This window comes from Enterobacter sp. SA197, assembly GCF_054131575.1.
In genome coordinates, this window is the sequence record NZ_CP096393.1 from 3,271,316 (window position 1) to 3,292,964 (window position 21,649).

Below are 21,649 nucleotides of genomic sequence, written 5' to 3' on the forward strand. Positions count from 1 at the left end.
AAGGGGCTTTAAAATATGTTTAAAAAACTCATCGCTTTTACACTGACCACAATGATGTTGTTTGTACTGAGTGGCTGTGGCGATAAAGAGCAGAGCAAGACGTTTAACTGGACCGATGGCAAGACAGAGATTTCACTGACCTACTACTACAAAGATGATGTAGTGACCCGTCAGTCAGCAAAAAACAAAATCAACTATGCCGCTATGGGCATTGCTAATAAAGAACAGGCTATGCAGCGTCTGGGGCCAATCAGCGAGAAATACAAATCCATTAAAGGTGTAACGGAAAGTATTGATTATCAGGATACTTACGCGACCGAAACGCTGGATGTGGATTACTCGAAAGCGGACCGTAATGCACTGCAGCAGATGCAAGGCTCCGCCTTTACCGGCGACGCAAAAGACGGCGTAAGCATGTCAAAATCCCAGCAGTTGCTTGAATCTCGTGGCTTTAAAGAAGTGAAATAAGAGTCATAAGGATGAAAAAGCCAGCGCGGCACCTGTACGCGCTGGCTTTTTTTATTTGGCAGGCTTTGCGTGTTCGCGCACCGTCAGCCCGCGCAGGAAGTAACGTAGAAACTGGTCACCGCACTCACGGAAGTTTTTATGCTCGCTGGCGCGCATCATGGCGGTAATTTCTGGCATCGACACGCGGAATTTCTGCTCGGTCAGGATAGCCAGAATATCATCGGTCTTTAAGGAGAACGCGATGCGCAATTTCTTGAGAATAAGATTGTTAGTCATCTTACGTTCGGTGGCCAGCGCAGGCTGCGTGTCGTCCTTGCCACGACGTTCGTAGATGAGACCATTGAGGAAAAGGGACATCATAATGTCCGGGCAGCGTTGAAAACCCGCCTCGTCTTCCTTTCGTAACCAACCGACCAGCTGTTCATCACTTACCGACGCTTCCGCCAGCGTGAAGATACGTTTAAGGTCGTTGTTATTCATTTTCAGGGCGTAGCGCAGGCTACGTAAAATATCGTTATTGAGCATAAAGCCTTCGGGACATATTTTTTGCAAACGCGAAGTGTAACACCGAAATTTACAACCCCAGTGCTTCTTTTAGATTCTTCAGGTACCGGCGGCTGACGGGGACCGTCTGGCCGTTGCGCAGTAGCAGCTCTGCCTGTCCGTTATCTTCGAGCTTGATCTCGCTAAGATGAGCCATGTTAACCAGATACTGGCGGTGGCAGCGCAGCAGTGGCGTCCGGCTCTCCAGGGTACGCAGGGTCAGTTCGGTAAATCCCTCTTTGCCCTCGCTGCTGGTGACATACACCCCACTCATCCGACTGCTGACGAAGGCCACTTCACTCATTTGCAACAGGTAAATACGGCTGTGCCCGGTGCAGGGGATAAATTTCAGCACATCCTGATTTTCTGGCAGTACCGACACATCCTGTACCGTACGTTCCTGACGCAGACGTGTGAGCGTTTTTGCAAGGCGCTGCGTCTCAATAGGCTTGAGCAGGTAATCAAAGGCATGCTCTTCGAAGGCCTTCACCGCATACTCATCAAAGGCGGTGAGGAAAACAATGTAGGGACGGTGGTCCGGGTCAAGCATACCCACCATTTCCAGGCCACTGATGCGGGGCATCTGAATATCGAGAAACAGCACATCCGGGCGGAGTTTATGCACCGCGCCAATGGCCTCTATCGCGTTGGCACATTCGCCGACAATGTCAATATCGCTCTCTTCCTGCAATAAAATCCGCAGATTTTCCCGCGCCAGCGGTTCATCATCGACAATCAGCACTTTTAACATGCGCTCTCCTCCAGCGGGAGTCGTAGGGTAACTCGGGTAAACCGATCCGGTTCACAGGCGACGGTTATGCCGCAGCCGTCACCGAAACGGGCGCGCAGTCGTTTATCAACCAGACTCATCCCTAAACCACTGGCGTCGGTTTTGGGCTGATAGAGCCCGGCATTATCTTCGATATCCAGTACCAGATGATTGCCGTCCTGACTGGCATTAATGGCAATCTCTCCCACACCCAACAGTTGCGAGGTACCGTGCTTGATGGCGTTCTCCACGATGGGTTGCAGGGTAAACGCCGGCAAATGCTGGTGAGAAAGGAAATCCGGTACATGTAACTGCACCTGTAACCGCGTCTGGAAGCGGGCCTGTTCAATTTGCAAATAGGCGTTAACATGCTCAATTTCATCGGCAAGGGTGACAATTTCCGACGGGCGTTTGAGGTTCTTGCGAAAGAAGGTGGAGAGATACTGCACCAGCAACCCGGCCTGATCGCTGTCGCGACGAATCACCGCTTTAAGGGTATTGAGGGCATTAAACAGGAAGTGTGGATTGACCTGCGCATGCAGCAGCTTGATTTCCGACTGCGTCAGCAGCGCTTTCTGTCGCTCATACTGCCCGGCAAGAATTTGCGCCGACAACAGCTGCGCAATTCCCTCTCCCAGGGTGCGGTTAATGGAACTGAACAGGCGATTTTTCGCTTCATACAATTTAATGGTGCCCACCACTCGCTGGTTTTCACCGCGTAAAGGAATGACCAGCGTCGAACCCAGTTTGCACTGCGGATGTAATGAACAGCGGTAAGGCACCTCATTACCGTCGGCATAAACCACTTCGCCTGTTTCAATCGCTTTTTGCGTCCAGCCGGAGGAAATAGGACGTCCGGGCAGATGGTGGTCATCCCCTGCCCCTCTGAAGGCCAGCAGCTTTTCACGATCGGTAATTGCCACTGCACCGATATCCAGTTCGTTATACAGCACCTGGGCTACCTTCATACTGTTCTCTTCATTAAAGCCCTGGCGCAAAATTCCCTCGGTGGAAGCCGCGACTTTAAGGGCGGTCGCGGAAAAGGCTGAGGTGTACTTTTCAAACATGGCGCGCTTGTCCAGCAGGATACGCATAAACAGCGCCGCGCCGACGGTATTGGTGACCATCATCGGTGCCGCAATACTCTGAACCAGATGCATGGCACTGTCATAGGGGCGCGCAATCAGCAGGATGATCAGCATCTGGGTCAGTTCTGCCACACAGGTAATCGCCCCCGCCGTCAGGGGGCTGAAGACCTTATCCGTGCGCCCGCGCTTGATCAGAATGCTGTGCACCAGCCCACCCAACAGCCCTTCAACAATGGTCGAAATCATGCAACTGAGTGCCGTCATGCCCCCCATCGAATAGCGATGCAGTCCGCCGGTTAGCCCCACCAGCCCACCGACCACCGGACCGCCCAGTAAGCCGCCCATTACCGCGCCAATAGCCCGAGTATTGGCGATGGAGTCTTCGATATGCAGACCAAAATAGGTCCCCAGGATGCAGAAAATCGAGAAGGTGACGTAGCACAGCAGCTTATGCGGCAGACGAACGGTAACCTGCATCAGGGGGATAAACAGACGGGTTTTACTCATCAGCCAGGCGATAACCAAAAACACACACATCTGCTGAAGCAGCAGCAACACCAGATTAAATTCGTACATATTTGCATCACCGCGATGAGAGAAAGCGCGTACCATACAGGGAGACGCGTTCAGATTCTTTGAAGGCTTCCAAAAAACTCGTAATTCGTGCGCATTATCACAAACCTGACGACGTGATGATACGAAAGCGTTACAGCCTGAACAAAAAACAGCCACTACCGCCTGGTTTTTGCCAAAATGACTACAGTTATGGTGGGGATCTTTTGGCGAAGGTGGATCCATGGCGCTTTACACTATCGGCGAAGTCGCGTTGTTGTGTGATGTGAATCCTATCACCCTCAGGGCCTGGCAGCGTCGCTACGGCCTGGTGAAGCCCCAGCGTACCGAGGGGGGGCACCGCCTGTTTACGGAAGCGGATATTGACCGCATTCGCGAAATCAAACGCTGGGTCGATACCGGCGTACAGGTGAGTAAGGTTCTGTCCCTGCTCAACAACGACCCTGCGAACGAACGGGATGGCTGGCGCGATCAACAGGAACTGATATTACAGTACCTGCAAAGCGGCAATCTCCACCGGTTGCGCTTATGGATCAACGAGCGCGGCCATGACTATCCTGCTGAAACCCTGACCACCCATTTGCTGCTCCCCCTGCGCCGTCGTTTACAATGCCAGCAGCCCGCCCTGCTGGTGATGTTAAGCCTGCTGGATGGGGTCCTGATTAGCTATATTTGTAGCTGCCTGAGCAGCGCCCGAAAAAAGTACAATCGTGACGCACTGGTTATCGGCTGGAATGTGCAGGACACCACCCGGTTATGGCTTGAGGGGTGGATGGCGAGTGAACAGGGCTGGCGGGTAGAGGTGCTGGCGCACTCAGTAAGTCAGCTACGTCCTGAGATGTTCGAAGGTCAGACGCTGCTGGTGTGGTGCGGCGAAGCGCCCACCTCCGCTCAGCAGAAACAGCTGCTTGACTGGCGGGCCAGCGGGTATGACATTCTGCCATTAGGCATTTAATCGTTCATTAACACCCTCGTTTCGCCCTATAATACTTTTCTTAACACATGGAGAACGCAATGAACCTGTCCAAACTTTCCGTCATCGCTATTTTCCTGCTGATGGCAATCGGCGGCATCGGCGGCGTGATGCTTGCCGGCTACTCATTTATTGTTCGTGGCGGTATTGGCTGAAACGCAGCGCCAGCCGCTCAAATCCCCGATCAACGATAATGGCCGCCAGCGCCACCAGAACGGCCCCCTGAATCACGTATGCCGTATTAAATCCACTCAGGCCGATGATAATGGGTGTGCCTAACGTGCTGGCCCCCACCGTTGAGGCAATGGTCGCGGTGCCGATATTAATGATGACCGAGGTGCGTACCCCGGCAATGATCACCGGTGCCGCCAGCGGGAGTTCAATTTTGCGTAACCGCTGCCCGTTGCTCATCCCTACCCCTCTTGCGACATCCTGCACGCTCTCCGGCACTGCGGCTATTCCGGCAAGGGTTCCCTGAAGAACGGGCAGAACCCCGTACAACACCAGGGCAATTATCGCAGGCTCTTTACCAAAACCGAGGACCGGCACCGCAATCGCCAGTACCGCAACCGGCGGAAAAGTCTGGCCGACGGCAGCGATGGTTTCCACCAGCGGACGAAACTCACTGCCCCAGGGGCGGGTGACCACAATGCCTGCCCCCACCCCGAGGGCGATCGCCAGCAGGCTGGAAAGCCCCACCAGTTCAAAATGCGCCAGCGTGAGGGCCACGAAAGTTTCCTGTTGATAGAGCGGGCGAGGCAGCTGAGGAAACAGTGCGCTGAAAAGCGCCCCGCTGTGCGGCAGCGCATACAACAGGGCGATGAAGGCACCTGTCAGCCAGAGCAACGGATCACGAAAGGGTTTCACGCACAGGCTCCGTGGTCAGCAGGTCGGAAAAATGCAATGTTCCGTACGGCACGCCGTCGGCAGCGGCGACCGGCAGGACATCACGCTGGCGGGCCACAAAAGCAGAGAGCGCTTCCCTGAGCGTCATCTCTTCGCTCAAGGGCTCACCCGGTGCAGGCGGTTCATCTTTACGCACATAGGCTTTGACCTGATGCAGAGAAAGCAGCCGCACCCCCAGCTCGCTGCGACCAAAAAAGTCCTGCACGAAGGCGTTCACCGGCGAGGTCAGCATCTCAAGCGGCGAGCCCTGCTGGACAATAGCCCCTTTGTCCATTAATACCAGGTGATCGGCGAGTTGTAGCGCTTCATCAATATCATGGGTAACCAGCACGATGGTGCGTCCGAGCAGGCGATGAATACGGATCATCTCCTCTTGCAGCGCCCCACGGGTGACCGGGTCAAGCGCACCAAAAGGTTCATCCATCAGCAGCACTTCCGGATCTGCTGCCAGCGCACGGGCCACGCCGACACGCTGTTGTTGACCGCCAGAGAGCTGATGAGGATAACGAGAGCGTAGACCTGGCTCAAGACCGAGCAGTGCCATCAGCTCATCAATCCTGCTGTTGATTTTCGCCTTCGACCACTTCTGCAGTTGCAGCACGGTGGCAATGTTCTGCGCCACCGTCCAGTGAGGAAACAGGCCGATGGACTGAATGGCATAACCCATCCGCCGACGCAGCTCCAGTACGGGTAAACTGCGAATCTCCTCACCGGCGAAGAGGATTGTGCCCTCATCATGCTCAACCAGACGGTTAATCATTTTAAGGGTGGTGGATTTCCCTGATCCCGAGGTGCCAATCAAAACCGAGAAAGCGCCGGTTTTGCAGGCAAGATTGACATCCCTGACTGCCGGTACGCCGGCAAACGCTTTACTGACATGACGAAATTCGATCATGACCCTTTCACCTCCAGTAGCGCGATACCCAGTGCAAACAGTGCATCCACGAGTACCGCGAGGGCAATCACGGGTATCACGCCCAGTAAGACTAAATCCAGTGCGCTACTTAGCAGCCCCTGAAACACCAGGGCACCAAAGCCCCCTGCACCGATCAGTGCGGCTATCACGGCCATCCCCACGGTCTGAACCGCCACCACGCGAATGCTGCGTAGTAAAACAGGGAGTGCGAGGGGAAAACGCACCTTCCAGAACCGCTGCCCGGCGCTCATTCCCATCCCTCTTGCGCTTTCCAGTACCTCCGCAGGCACCTGGTTTAACCCCGCCACCACGCCGCGCACTATCGGTAACAGCGCATAGAGAATTAACGCGATCAGCGCCGGGGTCATGCCCGTGCCTGCCACGCCAAGCGTCCCCAACCAGGGAAAATGGCTGACCAGCCCGGCCAGCGGTGCAATCAGCAGGCCAAAAAGGGCCACTGAAGGCACGGTCTGAATGACATTGAGTACGGCGAAAACCGACCCCTGTCGCGTTGGATGGCGATAGCATCCCAGTCCAATAAGCAGCCCGAGAAGCAGTGACGGAAAGAGTGTCGCAAAAAGCAGGGTCAGGTGTCGCCCGAGGGCATCATCGAACACATCCTGACGATTTACGTACTCTTTAAGCAGTGAGAGGTTATCGAGCTGGCCGGTGAGCAACAGCACAACGGGTAGCCACCAGATTTGTGCATGCAACACCCAGCGCCAGACCGGATCCTGGGTCAAACGACGGATCACATCGCTACAGGCAAGAAGCGCCAGCGCCAGCCATAGCCACCAGCCGCTGCCCGGTGAGGTGCGCGCCAGGTGGCTGCCGGCATTGGCAAGATCGCCTGCCGCCCGGCCAGCACTCCAGACCAGTAACCAGAATGTACCCTGGGCAATAATCAGCGTGACAATGAGCGGCAGACGGCGTGGCAGAAAGCTGAGCAGGAGTAAGGCTGCTGGCACCAACAGGCCAATGGCCGCATAAGCGGGCCACAGCTGCCACAGGGCGCGACTTTCGCCTGAGACGAGCCGGTTCGGAGCGTAATTCACAAACGGCAGCGCCGTGGCTGCCAGCGCAAGGATAACCAGCAGCAGCACGACGCGATTATGACAACGGATATCCACCTTTATTTAACGAGTCCCTTTTCCTTCAGGTAATCAGCCGCCACTTTTTTGGCATCCAGGCCTTCAACCGCAATGCTGGCGTTCAGCTTTTGCAGCGTTTTTTCATCAAGGCTGGCAAAGACAGGTTTCAGCCACTCGTCCAGTTTAGGATACTCTTTTAACACCGCTTCACGTACAACCGGAGCGGGTGCATAAATGGGCTGAACGCCTTTCGGATCGGTGAGGGTTTGCAGGCCCAGCGCGGCCACCGGGCCATCGGTGCCATAAGCCATAGCCGCATTCACTCCGGACGTTTGTTGGGCCGCGGCTTTAATGGTTACTGCCGTGTCGCCCCCGGCCAGGGAGAGCAATTGCGGTTGGTTCAATTTAAAATCATAGGCTTTTTCAAAAGCAGGCAGTGCATCCGCACGCTCAATAAATTCAGCAGAGGCGGCCAGTTTGAAGGTGCCGCCCTCTTTCAGGTAGCGACTGAGATCGTCTAATGACACCAGTTTGTTTTTCTCTGCCAGATCCTGACGTACCGCGATGGTCCAGGTATTGTTGGCGGGAGCGGCTGTCAGCCAGACCAGTTTATTCTGTTCAGCATCCAGCTTTTTCACTTTCTCGTAGCCCTGTTGGGCGTTTTTCCAGGCCGGATCGTTCTCCTGTTTAAAGAAGAACGCGCCGTTACCCGTATACTCGGGGTAGATATCGAGCTCACCCGAGGTGATTGCGCCTCGCACCACGGGTGTGGTGCCCAGCTGGACTTTATTGACCGTTTTAACACCGTGGCTTTCCAGTACCTGCAAAATAATATTGCCCAGCAGCGCCCCTTCGGTATCAATCTTCGAACCGACTTTAACAGGCTCCGCCGCCTGCGCACCCGCAGCCAGTATCAGCAGCCCTGCTGCGCTCCATTGCGAAAATGATTTCATGCTCGATCCTCGTTTTTGTGATGCCCGGAATTCTGGCTTTGCAAAAAGCGTAGTTGAGAATTGGCGTGGAGGACATCTCCGCCTGAGATTTTGCTGCTTCTGGTTAGACGAAGCGGTTATAACGTGGCGATTTTAAAGAAGAATCAAGCTTTAGCGGCGAGCAGGAGGAGTTCGTTCGCGCCTGGCCCGAAGGGTTTCATCCTTAAAAAGCGCGGTTCCGCTGACCTGCGGTGGCATAGTTCCGTTCACCTCATGTGCGAAACCAGGCACGCTTTTCCCCCTCGCCCCTCTGGGGAGAGGGTCGGGGTGAGGGAGCCGTGGGTGACTGGCTGGAGCGGTTTCAACCGTAAAAAGAGCGGTTCCGCTGACCACTGGCGGAGCTGTTCCGTTCACCTCACATCCGAAACCGGGCACGCTTTTCTCTCTCGCCCCTTGGGGGAGAGGGCCGGGGTGAGGGGAATGGTGGGTGACTGGCCCGAAGGGTTCCGTTCACCTCACATGCTTAACCGGGCTCGCTTTTCTCCCTCGCCCCTTCGGGGAGAGGGTCGGGGTGAGGGGAATGGTGGGTGACTGGCTTAAAGGGTTCCGCTGACCTCCGGTGGCATCGTTACGTTCACCTCATGTGCCGCACTCCCTTGAAACACCTTCCCCCGTGAACGTGTTAAGGGCGTTCTCCGCCACGCCCTTAACAATCCCGGCTCCCGGCACGAAAACTGCCGCTTCGCGGTGACCCTCCGCTTATTTCCCCGGGCTTTCCGGGACCGGGCGCGATGCAGCGTCCCTGCAACGCGCGCCCTCGCCGCGCCTCCCTGCGCGTCGCCCCGGCCCTGCGAAAACGCGTCGGCAGTTTCCAGCCGGACCCGCCACACCTGACCCACCGCGCGGTTTTCAGCTTTTAACAGCAAAAGCTTTTTATCTGTAACTCCCTGGCACGCAGCGGGGGTGCGGCCCTGCGAAAACGCGTCGGCAGTTTCTAGCCGGACTCCCCACACCTGACCCACGGCGCGGTTTTTAAGTCCTTAAAGCGATGCGGTGTCTGTTGAAACGCAGTGGCGTGCAGCGAGGGGGTTGCGGTCCGGCTGAAAATCGGTGAGGCGTTGACGACGGGCCGGGACCGCCCGCAGGGACGCGGGCGGAGGGGATAGCCTGCAGGGATGCAGGCTGGTCCCCGACCCGACAGCACGACGGCATAAGACGAACGGACCGCGCAGCGGCGATTTTCCTGGCCGGGAGCCCGGGTTGCAAGGGAGGCGGCGGCGAGCCTCCCTTGCACGTTCACGGGTGCGGTGGCTTCAGAGGGAGAATGCACTCAGGGTGAACGGAACCATTCCACGTAGCCTGCATGGGACTGTTCCACTATCCGCAACAGTCTCTCCTTGAGCATCCGTGCGGAATGTTCCCCCTCACCCTGACCCTCTCCCTCAGGGAGAGGGAATGATTTGTGCCCGCCTGAAACTGCGCCAGCCGTATGCGGAACAGTCCCGTTCACTTCGCCTGTAAAACCGGCCACGCCTTGCCCCCTCGCCCCTTCGGGGAGAGGGTTGGGGTGAGGGGAAGAGCGTGCGGCTGGCTCAAAGTGTTCCGCTTACCTGCGGTGGCATCGTTCCGTTCACCTCATGTGCCGCGCTCCCATGCAGCACCCTCCCCCGTGAACGTGTTAAGGGCGTTCTCCGCCACGCCCTTAACAATCCCGGCTCCCGGCACGAAAACTGCCGCTTCGCGGTGACCCTCCGCTTATTTCTCCGGGCTTACCGGGACCGGGCGCGATGCAGCGTCCCTGCAACGCGCGCCCTCGCCGCGCCTCCCTGCGCGTCGCCCCGGCCCTGCGAAAACGCGTCGGCAGTTTCCAGCCGGACTCCCCACACCTGACCCACCGCGCGGTTTTTGGCTTTTAACAGCAAAGGCTTTTTATCTGTAACTCCCTGGCACGCAGCGGGGGTGCGGCCCGCCACACCTGACCCACGGCGCGGTTTTTGGCTTTTAACAGCAAAGACTTTTTATCTGTAACTCCTGGCGTGCAGCGAGGGGGGGCGGTCCGGCTGAAAATCGGTGAGGCGTTGACGACGGGCCGGGACCGCCCGCAGGGACGCGGGCGGAGGGGATAGCCTGCAGGGATGCAGGCTGGTCCCCGACCCGACAGCACGGCGGCATAAGACGAACGGACCGCGCTGCGGCGATTTTCCTGGCCGGGAGCCCGGGTTGCAAGGGAGGCGGCGGCGAGCCTCCCTTGCACGTTCACGGGTGCGGTGGCTTCAGAGGGAGAATGCACGCAGGGTGAACGGAACCATTCCACGTAACCTGTATGGGAGTGTTCCACTATCCGCAACAGTCTCTCCTTGAGCAATCGTGCGGAATGTTCCCCCTCACCCTGACCCTCTCCCCGAAGGGGCGAGGGGATTATCCCAGCCCCCTGGTTCACCCTCTTCCTCAGGGAAAGGGAAAGGTTTGTGCCAGTATGAGGAACCGCGCCGGACTCACCAAAGGGAGAGTAAGGCACCCCAACATACGTTGCAGAGCCCCTCTGCGCAGACCCTTACTTCATTTCGAAAAAACCTTACTTCACCTTACTCCAGTTCATATAACCCTTACTTCTGTTCATACAAACCCTACTTCATTTCAAACGCGCCCTACTTCAGCTCAAACGCGCCTTGCTTCACGCGGGCAGAGTCGAGACCAATAAAGACGTTGAATTTGCCCGGCTCCGCATCATATTTCATGCGCTGATTCCAGAATTTCAGGGCGTTAAGGTCAATCGGGAAGCTGACGGTTTTAGTTTCACCCACTTTCAGATCCACTTTCTCAAAACCGCGCAGCTCTTTAACCGGACGGCTCATCGTTGCGGTTTCATCCTGCAGGTACATTTGGATTACCGTTGCACCATCACGCTTACCGGTATTCGTCACCTCAACGCTTGCGGTAACGGTGCCCTCACGGGTCATGTCAGGTGCAGACATTTTCACATCTGACACAGTAAAAGTGGTGTAGCTCAGGCCATAACCAAAGGGATATAACGGGCCGTTGGCTTCATCAAAATACCGTGAAGTATATTTATTCGGCTTATCGGCATTATAGGGACGACCGGTATTGAGGTGGCTGTAGTAAACCGGTACCTGACCAACAGAGCGGGGGAAGGACATCGGCAACTTACCCGATGGGTTGTAATCACCAAACAGCACGTCGGCGATGGCATTACCGCCCTCGGTACCTGCAAACCAGGTTTCCAGAATCGCATCCGCCTGTTGATCTTCTTTCACCAGCGCCAGCGGACGACCGTTCATTAATACCAGCACCAGGGGTTTACCGGTCGCCTTCAGCGCAGCGATCAAATCGCGCTGGCTCTGGGGGATAGTCAGATCGGTACGGCTCGACGCTTCGTGCGCCATGCCCTGCGCTTCACCGACGACAGCTACCACCACATCAGATTTCTTCGCCGCCTCGACCGCTTCGTCAATCATCGCCTGAGGGGTACGTTTATCCTGCTCAACGGCGGGTTCGTACTGGTTAAGGAAGTCAACAATGCCCTGGTCATCCGTCACGTTTGCGCCACGAGCATAAATAACCGTGCCCTGGCTACCCATCGCATTACGGATCCCCGTCAGCACCGTCACCGACTGCCCTGCCACGCCCGCAGCAGACCAGCTTCCCATCATGTCACGCTTGCTGTCTGCCAGCGCACCCACCACGGCCACGGTGGAATCCTTTTTCAAAGGTAAAGTATCGAGACGGTTTTTCAGCAGTACCAGACTCTGGCGTGCGACTTCGCGCGCCTCTTTACGGTGAAGGCGGCTTTCAGCATTGGTATCCTGCGGATCGCTCTCTTTCGAGCCTAAGTGGCTGTAAGGATCGTTAAACAGCCCCATATCATATTTCACGTTGAGCACGTGCCGGGCCGCGTCGTCCAGCTCCGCCATCGTCACCTTGCCGGACTTCACAAGCCCCGGCAGATACTTACTGTAATACTCATCGCTCATGCTCATGTTGATGCCGGACTTCAGCGCTACCCGCACCGCATCTTCAGGATCGGCGGCCGTACCATGTTTGATGAGTTCCTTGATAGCCCCGTGATCGGAGACCGTAATGCCTTTAAAGCCCCACTCGTCACGCAGCACATCTTTCAGTAGCCAGGGATCCGACGTTGCAGGCGTACCGTTGAGCGAGTTCAGCGCCACCATTACGGCACCGCTCCCCGCATCCAGGCCGGCTTTATAGGGCGGCAGATAGTCGTTAAACAGCCGCTGCGGACTCATGTCCACGGTGTTGTACTCTTTGCCGCCTTCAACCGCACCGTAAGCGGCGAAGTGTTTCACGCTGGTCATTACCGAGTAGCGGTCTGCCGGGCTTTTGCCCTGCATGGCTTTCACCATCGCCACGCCCATCTCGGTTGTCAGGAAGGTATCTTCGCCAAAGCCTTCGGAGGCACGTCCCCAGCGCGGATCGCGGGAGACGTCCACCATTGGCGCCCAGGTCATGTTCAGACCATCGTCCGCTGCTTCGTACGCCGACACGCGTCCCACGGTTTTCACGGCATCGAGGTTAAAGCTGGAGGCAAGACCAAGGCTAATCGGGAAAACGGTACGCTGGCCGTGCAGCACATCGTAGGCAAAGAAGAGAGGGATTTTCAGGCGGCTCAGTTGCATCACCTGGTCCTGCATCGCCCGGATATCCTGACGCGTAACGGTATTGAAAATCGCACCGACCTGGTTTTTGCTGATCATGTCGCGGATGGCTTCTTTCGGGTTGTCCGGCCCCACGCTGATTAAACGCAACTGGCCGATTTTTTCATCGACCGTCATTTTTTTGAGTAAATCAGTGACAAATGCATCCCGTGCTTCAGGCGTTAACGGATGATTGCCAAACATCTCTTCCGCCAGCGCAGGCTGCAACGCCAGGCTCACAGCGACACCTACAGTACATAGCCATTTCATGTCGTTCATTCTCTCGTTATATAGCCCACAGACCGACCAGACCGTGAAAAAACGCAGTGTGCCATAATCGTAGTCGCGCTTGCAGAGTTATTCTCTGATTTTTCTGAGAATTCCTTGCTTTCCGGGACTATTCTTTAAGGCAAGATCGTTCTTTCACCACAAGGAGTGGAAAATGTCTTCCCCAACTTCTCAGGAAAATTCAGCTTTTATCGGCGATTTAAAACGCATTGTTGGCACAAATCATCTGCTTACAGAACCGGCCAGGACGGCCCGCTATCGCACGGGTTTTCGCTCAGGCCAGGGGGATGCGCTGGCGGTGGTCTTCCCCGGTTCCCTGCTCGAACTCTGGCGTATTCTGGTAGCCTGCGTAAGCGCCGATAAAATTATTCTTATGCAGGCCGCCAACACCGGCCTTACCGAAGGCTCAACGCCAAACGGTAACGATTATGACCGCGATATTGTGATAATCAGTACGCTCCGTCTGGATAAACTGCATCTGATCGATAAAGGCCAGCAGGTCCTGGCCTACCCCGGCACGACTCTCTACGCGCTGGAGAAAGCCCTCAAGCCGCTGGGGCGCGAACCCCACTCGGTTATCGGATCGTCCTGTATAGGCGCTTCGGTAATGGGTGGCGTGTGCAATAACTCCGGCGGTGCGCTGGTGCAACGCGGCCCGGCCTATACCGAAATGTCGCTCTTTGCCCGTATAGATGAGAACGGCAAGCTGCACCTGGTCAATCACCTCGGCATTGATCTTGGCACCACGCCGGAGCAGATATTAAGTAAGCTTGATGATGAACGTGTGAAGGATACCGATGTACGCCATGATGGCCGTCACGGGCACGATCGGGATTACATCACCCGTGTGCGCGATGTTAACGCTGACACGCCGGCACGCTATAACGCCGACCCCGATCGCCTCTTTGAATCATCCGGCTGTGCCGGCAAACTGGCCGTCTTCGCCGTGCGCCTTGACACTTTTCCGGCCCAGCCGCGCCAGCAGGTTTTTTACATCGGCACCAATCAACCGGAGGTGCTGAACGAAATACGCCGTCATATGCTTAGCGACTTTACCCACCTGCCGGTCGCAGGCGAATACATGCATCGGGATATCTATGACATTGCCGAGCGTTACGGCAAAGATACCTTCCTGATGATAGACAAGCTTGGCACTGACAAAATGCCCTTCTTTTTTACCCTCAAGGGCCGTACTGACGCCCTGCTGGCAAAAGCGTCGGTGTTTAAACCCCATTTTACCGATCGCGCTATGCAAAAGCTGGGGCATCTTTTCCCCTCGCACCTGCCGCCGCGAATGAAAAGCTGGCGGGATAAGTATGAACATCATCTGCTGCTGAAAATGTCCGGTGAGGGAATAGCAGAAGCCCAGAAGTGGCTCTCGGAATATTTTACTCACGCCGAAGGGGGATTTTTTGCCTGTACCTCAGAGGAGGGCAACAAAGCTTTCCTGCACCGCTTCGCGGCGGCAGGTGCAGCCATTCGTTACCAGGCAGTACATGCGGACGACGTGGAAGATATTCTGGCACTGGATATCGCGCTACGCCGAAACGATCACGACTGGTTTGAACATCTTCCACCGGAAATCGACAGCCAGGTAATACACAAACTCTACTACGGGCACTTTTTCTGCCATGTCTTCCATCAGGATTACATCGTGAAAAAAGGGGTGGATGTGCACGCGCTCAAAGAACAGATGCTGGCATTATTACGGCAACGCGGGGCGCAGTATCCTGCCGAACATAACGTTGGGCATTTATATGACGCAGACGAGCATTTAAAACGTTTTTACCTACAAAATGATCCAACTAACAGCATGAACCCTGGTATTGGTAAAACGAGCAAGAGAAAATACTGGCGGTAACCGGTTACCTCAGGTGAACCGCATTGCCTGAGTGACAGGGGTAGCTTTAGCAGAGCTGTATTGTGCACTTTATTCGTACTACAGTAGCGCGGTGGTCAGAGAAACGTTTCTCTGGCCTGCTACCCTGAGGAGCACCCCATCATGTCTGCTGTTGATGTCTTTTCCGAAAATGCATTGATTGTACGTGATGCCATTCCTGAAGATGTTCACGCTATTGCGTCCCTGTATGCCTGGCATGTCCTTCACGGTCGTGCCTCTTTTGAAGAAGTGCCGCCCACCATTGACGAGATGCGCCAACGCATGCTTAAAACAACCAGCGAGGGGTTACCCTGGATGGTTGCTCTCTATCACGGCATTGTGGTGGGGTACTGCTACGCGACCCACTACCGCCCACGCCCGGCTTATCGTTATACCCTTGAAGAGTCGATTTACGTCGACGCCAGTATGACCGGTCGGGGGATAGGCAGCATGCTGATGGAGGCGCTGATCGCCCGCTGCGAGCAGGGACCGTGGCGCCAGATGATCGCAGTAATTGGCGACGGGCATAACAATGCGGGTTCACTTCGTCTGCACAAAAAGCATGGCTTTGAACTGGCAGGGCAGTTGCGCAGTGTGGGCTATAAAAAAGGAGACTGGCGCGACACGCTCATCATGCAGCGCCCACTCAATGACGGTGACTGGACGCTGCCGGAGTAATAAAGCACCGGGGTAACTTAATCGTTTTGCGCGGTCTGTGCGCCCTGGTTCTGCGCCATTTGCGCCGCCTTCTGACGCTTATAATCCAGTGCTGATGCTGGCACAGGCTGGACTTTTCCTGTTTCAATCCAGGTACGCAGACGGCTGGCATCGGCAAAGTGAGTAAATTTGCCGAAGGCATCCATCACCACCAGGGCAACCGGTTTATTGTTGATAACCGTGCGCATCACCAGACAGTGTCCGGCTGCATTGGTAAACCCGGTTTTGGTTAACTGAATATTCCAGTTATCGCGGTAGACCAGGTGATTGGTATTGCGAAAGGGCAGCGTATAGGCCGGACTGGAGAAGGTCGCCATGTCTTCCCGCGTGGTGCTCAGTTGCCCCAACAGCGGATACTGCTTCGTCGCAATCAGCAATTTGATTAAATCTTCCGCCGTAGAGACGTTGCGCACGGACAGCCCGGTCGGCTCAACATAGCGGGTATGCCTCATTCCCAGCGCCTGCGCTTTGGCATTCATTGCGCGAATAAAAGCACCATACCCACCGGGATAGTGGTGGGCAAGACTCGCTGCGGCACGATTCTCTGATGACATCAGGGCCAGTAATAACATCTCTTTACGGCTGATCTCGCTGTTCAGACGTACGCGGGAATAGATGCCTTTCATATCCGGCGTCTGGCTGATATCAACCTTCAGTTTTTCATCCAGCGGCAGACGCGCGTCGAGCACGACCATCGCCGTCATCAGCTTGGTGATGGAGGCAATCGGGCGAACCAGGTTGGGGTGGCTTGAATAGATAACCTTATTGGTCTGCAGATCGACAATCATCGCGCTGCCTGAGGCAATTTCCGGCTGGGCGGCGGTGGCCATAACAGGCGTTTTTGCCAGCGCAGTGTGCGCAGCAGGCAACGTGAAGAGAAGCGCGAGGCTTAATAAAGAAACACGGAATTTCGGCATGGTGTGACTTCAGAAAATTATTCAGGCACGTTATTACGCACACCGCAACTGTTCAGGAAAACAATAACAGATGCTGGCATTTGCATAATAGCCGCCAGGCTTTGCCGCCGCCACCGAAGATTCATTGCAGAAGATTGCGTTGCTGGCATTTACGCCAGCAACGCCGGAAGTCAGAACAGACGATAGCCATAGCCCCACAGGATAACCGTCAGCGCCAGCAACACTTCAAGCACCAGCACGCCGATAGCCAGTGTGGAACTGGAAAAACTCAGACCCTCTTCCCGATTAATATTAAGGAAAGTTGGTATCCCCACATACAAAAGATAACCGGTATAAAACAGTGCCACGGTTCCAGCCAGCGCGCACAGCCAGACCAGCGGGTAAAGTGCCACAATTCCGCTTACGAACAGCGGCGTTGCAACATAACCGGCGAAGACCATACACCGCGCCAGCGAGGGCCGCTGGGGATAGTTGCGCGCCATCCACCAGATAACCCGCCCCATCACCGCAACACCCGCCAGCATTAAGGCATAAAAGATCACGGCAAGAGACAACCCTGTTAGTCCACTTAAAGGGACAACGTTGTTATCGCCGAAATTCCAGCCGATCTGTGTGGTGCCGATAAAGGCGCAAATAACAGGAATGGCCGCCATGATGAGCACATGGTGGGTGTAGTGATGCGAAACGGTTTCGTTTTCGCCTTTAATAGCATGCATTTCACGATCGGGATGGGAAAAGAGTCCCCAAACATGGTTCATAACGCCCCCTTGCTGACTGCCCGAACTACAACATAACGAGTATAAGCCACTTTATGGTTAATTTATGCACACATTGTTTAATTTATGTACAGCTTAAAAATAGCGGCCCTGCGGGATCAATTCATTGGGTGTATGCTTATGGGGACAAACAGGAGAGTGGTTTACTATGGATATCAATACCCTTATCAGTCAGTACGGCTACGCCGCCCTGGTGGTTGGCAGCGTCGCCGAAGGTGAAACGATTACCCTGCTCGGCGGCGTGGCGGCGCATCAGGGACTGCTGAAATTTCCGCTGGTGGTCGCTGCCGTGGCGCTTGGTGGCATGATTGGCGATCAACTACTTTATCTGCTCGGTCGCCGCTACGGAATGAACATACTGCGCCGTTTTAAAAAGCATCAGAACAAAATTGAAAAAGCGCAACGGCTCATCAACCGCCGCCCCTGGCTGTTTGTCATAGGCACACGTTTTATGTATGGCTTTCGAATCATCGGGCCGATCCTTATTGGCGCAAGTCACCTGCCGCCAAAAATTTTCCTGCCGCTTAACATTTTTGGCGCTATCGTCTGGGCGCTGATTTTTACCACCCTGGGCTATGTGGGTGGAGAAGTGATTGGCCCCTGGCTGCATCAGTTCGACCAGCACGCCAAACGCTTAATCTGGCTGGTGCTGGCCGTGATACTGGTTTTCTCCGTTCGCTGGTGGTTTCGCCGCCGACAGAAAAAACAGCGCGCCCGTGGGTCAGATGAGTAGCTAGCGGGTGGCGTTAAACTGCGGATTCGCCAGCATAAAGCCGCCATCAACAATAAAGGATTGACCGGTGGTATAGCTGGCATGTTCAGAGCACAGCCAGGCCACGAGGCTTGCTATTTCTGCCGTTTTACCGGGTCTGGCGAGAGGAATGATTGGCATTGAACCGGGTGTGGCATCCTCATCACTCATGTCGTTCATCGGGGTCGCTATAGCCCCCGGTGCGACCGCATTAACCAGTATGTTGTCACTAACAAGCTCAAGGGCCATCGATTTGGTCAACCCACCCAGCGCATGTTTGGCTGCCGTATAGGCGCTGGCTTCGGGCAGCGGCGTGTGTTCATGCACCGAGGTAATATTCACAATACGCCCCCCCTGCCCCTGTTTTACCATCTGGCGTGCCGCAAGTTGTGAGCACAGCATGGCCCCTTCCACGTCGACCGTGAAAATCTTGCGCCAGTCATCAAGGGTGACGTCAAGAAACGGCGCTTTTGTCATTGCCCCGGCGTTATTAACCATCACGTCGATGCGCCCGAACTGGCGAATCAGCTCGTCTATGGCCTCTGCCCCCTCAGGAAGATGACTCAAATCGAGTTGAATGGTACGTACCTGTCTGCCCCGGGACTCCACTTCACGGGCGGTATCAAGCGCCCCCTTTTCGTCTGAGTGCCAGGTAATACCAACGTCAAAACCCTGGTCTGCCAGCATAAGCGCGCACGCTTTGCCAATACCTGAATCTGCTGCGGTCACAATCGCAACTTTTTGCGTCGTCATCGTGCTCTCCGGTTTTTCAGTTAAAGGCTAAGTATAGAAAAAAAGCATAATCCGGGGGGGTTGCTACACTTTGCGGTGAGTGATCGAAAAAAAGGGAGATAAGACTATGTTGAAATTACTGTTATGGGCCGTTTTGATTATTTTTATTATTGGGCTTTTGGTGGTGACCGGCGTATTTAAAATGATTTTCTGATGTGATTCGCCCTCCCGTTCGGGAGGGCGTTGCTCCGCCCCGTTAACCCGCAGCACGCCCTACTCTGCCTCGCGCATTATGGTTCACTTATCAGTATGGTTACCTGCAAAGGCTGATTACAAAGCCTGAATGACTTTTGCAATCTCTGCTGAGGTCTTAAGAGTACGGATCTGTTCAAACACACCCTGTGATTCATCGTACTCTTTGCGCAGATAGCCCAGCCACTGCTTGATACGCGCCACATGGTATAACCCCGTGTCCCCTTGCTTTTCAAGACGGGTATATTTTTGCAGTAGCAACACAACCTCAGGCCAGGGCATACGCGGCGCGTTATATTTCACCACCCGGCTGAGATTAGGAATATTGAGCGCTCCACGCCCAATCATTACGGCGTCGCAGCCGGTGGCGACCATACACGCCTGCGCACTTTGCCAGTCCCAGATTTCGCCGTTGGCAACAACCGGAATGGAGAGACGCTGGCGAATTTCACCGATGGCCTGCCAGTTGATACGCTCGGCTTTATAACCATCCTCTTTTGTACGCCCGTGCACCACCAGCTCAGAGGCACCCGCCTGCGCTACCGCGTCGGCAATCTCAAACTGACGCTCACCGCTGTCCCAGCCGAGCCGGACTTTCACCGTGACTGGCAGATGCGAAGGGACGGCTTCACGCATGGCTTTCGCGCCGCGATAAATCAGTTCGGGATCTTTTAACAGCGTGGCCCCGCCGCCGCTGCCGTTCACCATCTTAGAGGGGCAACCACAGTTCAAATCCACGCCCCAGGAGCCCAACGCCACCGCACGCGCCGCGTTTTCCGCCAGCCACTCCGGATATTGTCCCAGCAGTTGTACGCGCACCAGGGTGCCCGAGGGGGTGCGACTCTGGTGCTGGAGTTCAGGACAGATGCGATAAAATACTTTGCTGGGCAAAAGCTGGTCGACCACACGTACAAACTCGGTAATACAGTGATCGTAGTCGTTGACCTCGGTCAGCAGCTCCCGCACCAGCGAATCGAGCACACCTTCCATCGGCGCCAGTAACACGCGCATATCTTGCCCCTGAAAAAAAGAGGCGCCATAGTAGCGCCTCTTTTCAGGGGAAGGAAGCCTAACGCCCTCTACTTCAGCACCGGCCAGTAAGCTTTGTTCGCCTCAATTAAGGCATCCAGCACTTTACGCGCCTTCTTCGCATCAATGATGGTGCGGTTCAGGGTCAGCGCCTGTAGCGCTTTGGTGTAAGAGCCTTCAAACCAGGCCTCCACCGTCAGACGCTCGTAAGCGAACTGCTGTTCGATCATCCCTTTATAGAAGGTCGGAATTTTACCCACACCGTAAGGACGCGGGCCGTTGCTGCCAATCTCCGCCGTCAGTTCTACCATCACGTCATCATCAAGATTTTCGACAAGGCCGTTATTCGGCACCATAACAATAAATTTTTTCTTCAGGTTGAAGGCTATCGCTTCAGCCAGCTCTACGATCATGTCGCCGTGGGCGTCGTTATGCACCACATGGACGTTGCGGGTCGTTCCTTCCGCTACCGCAGTTCGGCACTCCTCAAATACCCGTTTCTCACGACCGTTAATCACTTCGTTGGCACGTGTAAAGTTCGGGTCAAGTTTTGAGAATTTATACTCCGGGTAGAGGTAGTACTGAAGATAGGTATTTGGCAGATAGTCCGGAAAATCGCGGAGCATATCGGCCACAGCGGCGTAGGTATCGAGCCAGGACTGATCGCGTTGCTCGGCATCCGCCGGAATAAAGCCATTCTTCGCAATATACGCTTTCAGCTCAGGCGCCAAATCATGCCCGTTTTCATCATAAAGATGGGTGAACCAGCCAAAGTGGTTAAGACCAAAATAGACCGGATCAAAGGTTGCCGGATCGCGCCCCAGCAGACGCCCGTAGGAGCGCAGCAGATTGACCGGCTGATCGCAGATGTTCAGGATACGATCGTCATCAGGGAAGCGTTTATTCAGCGCATCGGCCACAATTGCCGCCGGGTTGGTGTAGTTCAGGATCCAGGCACGGGGCGATCGTGCGCGGACATCCTGCACTAATTCAATCATGTCACGAATGGAACGCATACCATAGGCAAAGCCGCCCGCGCCGCAGGTTTCCTGGCCTATGACTCCCAGACTCAGCGGGATTTTTTCGTCTTTTTCACGCATGGCATAACCGCCGGTGCGCATCTGGCAGAAGATGAAGTCCATATCGGCGAAAGCGATCTCTTTATCACCGGTATAAACAAACTCCAGCTCAGGATACTCTTCGCGGAAAAGCACTTTGGCATATTCGCCAATAACAGCCTGACGCTCTTCATTAACATCGAACATCACCAGTTTTTTTAACGGCAGACGCTCTTTGAGTTTACAGAGGGCTTTTAATAAACCCGGTGTCCATGTGGAGCCGCCACCGACTAATACAATATTAAATGTTTTCAT

20 protein-coding genes are annotated in these 21,649 nt (G+C 55.1%); 7 read left to right on the forward strand and 13 right to left on the reverse strand.

Annotation, left to right across the window (positions count from 1 at the left end; all coding sequences use genetic code 11):
* The first annotated feature begins 15 nt into the window (after nucleotides 1–15).
* A complete protein-coding gene (locus tag M1D91_RS15455; protein WP_437434462.1) occupies nucleotides 16–468 on the forward strand; it encodes a YehR family lipoprotein in 453 nt (150 codons plus the stop codon).
* Between the two features lie 51 nt (nucleotides 469–519).
* On the opposite strand, the gene M1D91_RS15460 is transcribed toward M1D91_RS15455, so the two are convergent.
* The 3 genes from M1D91_RS15460 to M1D91_RS15470 are packed head-to-tail and all read right to left on the reverse strand — an operon-like array spanning nucleotide 520 to nucleotide 3,444.
* A complete protein-coding gene (locus M1D91_RS15460; protein ID WP_437434463.1) occupies nucleotides 520–993 on the reverse strand; it encodes a YehS family protein in 474 nt (157 codons plus the stop codon).
* A gap of 49 nt (nucleotides 994–1,042) precedes the next feature.
* Nucleotides 1,043–1,762 carry a two-component system response regulator BtsR gene (gene btsR, locus M1D91_RS15465; RefSeq protein ID WP_437434464.1) on the reverse strand — a complete coding sequence of 240 codons (720 nt, stop codon included), beginning with the start codon at nucleotides 1,760–1,762 and terminating at the stop codon, nucleotides 1,043–1,045.
* Entirely contained in the window at nucleotides 1,756–3,444 is a 1,689-nt protein-coding gene (locus M1D91_RS15470; protein WP_437434465.1) for a LytS/YhcK type 5TM receptor domain-containing protein, read from the reverse strand. The genes btsR and M1D91_RS15470 overlap by 7 nt, the downstream gene beginning before the upstream one ends.
* A 220-nt stretch (nucleotides 3,445–3,664) precedes the next feature.
* Here M1D91_RS15470 and mlrA point away from each other — a divergent pair, with 220 nt between their 5' ends.
* Both mlrA and M1D91_RS15480 read left to right on the forward strand, forming a co-directional pair.
* Nucleotides 3,665–4,396: an HTH-type transcriptional regulator MlrA gene (gene mlrA, locus M1D91_RS15475; RefSeq protein WP_437434466.1), complete on the forward strand. Its 732-nt coding sequence runs from the start codon at nucleotides 3,665–3,667 to the stop codon at nucleotides 4,394–4,396.
* A gap of 59 nt (nucleotides 4,397–4,455) precedes the next feature.
* On the forward strand, nucleotides 4,456–4,569 hold the full coding sequence (locus M1D91_RS15480; RefSeq protein ID WP_437434467.1) for a protein YohO: 114 nt from the start codon (nucleotides 4,456–4,458) through the stop codon (nucleotides 4,567–4,569).
* Here the strand turns inward: M1D91_RS15480 and M1D91_RS15485 are convergent.
* From M1D91_RS15485 to bglX, 5 genes are all read right to left on the reverse strand, one after another.
* A complete protein-coding gene (locus M1D91_RS15485; protein ID WP_437434468.1) occupies nucleotides 4,544–5,281 on the reverse strand; it encodes an ABC transporter permease in 738 nt (245 codons plus the stop codon). The two genes, M1D91_RS15480 and M1D91_RS15485, sit on opposite strands and share 26 nt — an antisense overlap.
* Complete coding sequence (locus M1D91_RS15490) at nucleotides 5,265–6,215, reverse strand: ABC transporter ATP-binding protein (RefSeq protein ID WP_437434469.1); 951 nt, start codon at nucleotides 6,213–6,215, stop codon at nucleotides 5,265–5,267. Before M1D91_RS15490 ends, M1D91_RS15485 begins: the two co-directional genes overlap by 17 nt.
* Nucleotides 6,212–7,366: an ABC transporter permease gene (locus tag M1D91_RS15495; RefSeq protein ID WP_437434470.1), complete on the reverse strand. Its 1,155-nt coding sequence runs from the start codon at nucleotides 7,364–7,366 to the stop codon at nucleotides 6,212–6,214. Before M1D91_RS15495 ends, M1D91_RS15490 begins: the two co-directional genes overlap by 4 nt.
* A gap of 2 nt (nucleotides 7,367–7,368) precedes the next feature.
* Nucleotides 7,369–8,280 carry a glycine betaine ABC transporter substrate-binding protein OsmF gene (gene osmF, locus M1D91_RS15500; protein ID WP_437434471.1) on the reverse strand — a complete coding sequence of 304 codons (912 nt, stop codon included), beginning with the start codon at nucleotides 8,278–8,280 and terminating at the stop codon, nucleotides 7,369–7,371.
* 2,627 nt (nucleotides 8,281–10,907) lie between these two features.
* Entirely contained in the window at nucleotides 10,908–13,205 is a 2,298-nt protein-coding gene (bglX, locus tag M1D91_RS15505; protein ID WP_437430821.1) for a beta-glucosidase BglX, read from the reverse strand.
* Between the two features lie 172 nt (nucleotides 13,206–13,377).
* Between bglX and dld the strand changes: the two genes are divergently transcribed.
* On the forward strand, nucleotides 13,378–15,084 hold the full coding sequence (gene dld, locus M1D91_RS15510; RefSeq protein WP_437430810.1) for a D-lactate dehydrogenase: 1,707 nt from the start codon (nucleotides 13,378–13,380) through the stop codon (nucleotides 15,082–15,084).
* Between the two features lie 141 nt (nucleotides 15,085–15,225).
* Complete coding sequence (locus M1D91_RS15515; RefSeq protein ID WP_437430809.1) at nucleotides 15,226–15,780, forward strand: GNAT family N-acetyltransferase; 555 nt, start codon at nucleotides 15,226–15,228, stop codon at nucleotides 15,778–15,780.
* Nucleotides 15,781–15,797: 17 nt separating this feature from the next.
* On the opposite strand, the gene pbpG is transcribed toward M1D91_RS15515, so the two are convergent.
* Entirely contained in the window at nucleotides 15,798–16,736 is a 939-nt protein-coding gene (gene pbpG, locus M1D91_RS15520; RefSeq protein WP_437430808.1) for a D-alanyl-D-alanine endopeptidase, read from the reverse strand.
* Nucleotides 16,737–16,906: 170 nt separating this feature from the next.
* The gene (locus M1D91_RS15525) at nucleotides 16,907–17,494 is read right to left on the reverse strand and encodes a Yip1 family protein (RefSeq protein WP_437430807.1); all 588 of its coding nucleotides are present in this window, start codon (nucleotides 17,492–17,494) and stop codon (nucleotides 16,907–16,909) included.
* Between the two features lie 166 nt (nucleotides 17,495–17,660).
* Between M1D91_RS15525 and M1D91_RS15530 the strand changes: the two genes are divergently transcribed.
* Nucleotides 17,661–18,245 carry a DedA family protein gene (locus tag M1D91_RS15530; protein WP_437430806.1) on the forward strand — a complete coding sequence of 195 codons (585 nt, stop codon included), beginning with the start codon at nucleotides 17,661–17,663 and terminating at the stop codon, nucleotides 18,243–18,245.
* On the opposite strand, the gene M1D91_RS15535 is transcribed toward M1D91_RS15530, so the two are convergent.
* Nucleotides 18,246–19,016: an SDR family oxidoreductase gene (locus M1D91_RS15535; protein WP_437430805.1), complete on the reverse strand. Its 771-nt coding sequence runs from the start codon at nucleotides 19,014–19,016 to the stop codon at nucleotides 18,246–18,248.
* A 109-nt stretch (nucleotides 19,017–19,125) separates the two neighbouring features.
* On the opposite strand from M1D91_RS15535, the gene yohP reads away from it, so the two are divergent.
* Complete coding sequence (gene yohP / locus M1D91_RS15540) at nucleotides 19,126–19,209, forward strand: small membrane protein YohP (RefSeq protein WP_457976342.1); 84 nt, start codon at nucleotides 19,126–19,128, stop codon at nucleotides 19,207–19,209.
* Nucleotides 19,210–19,325: 116 nt separating this feature from the next.
* Here the strand turns inward: yohP and dusC are convergent, their stop codons facing one another.
* Nucleotides 19,326–20,258 carry a tRNA dihydrouridine(16) synthase DusC gene (dusC, locus tag M1D91_RS15545; protein WP_437430804.1) on the reverse strand — a complete coding sequence of 311 codons (933 nt, stop codon included), beginning with the start codon at nucleotides 20,256–20,258 and terminating at the stop codon, nucleotides 19,326–19,328.
* A gap of 68 nt (nucleotides 20,259–20,326) precedes the next feature.
* Nucleotides 20,327–21,649 carry a 6-phospho-alpha-glucosidase gene (locus M1D91_RS15550; RefSeq protein ID WP_437430803.1) on the reverse strand — a complete coding sequence of 441 codons (1,323 nt, stop codon included), beginning with the start codon at nucleotides 21,647–21,649 and terminating at the stop codon, nucleotides 20,327–20,329.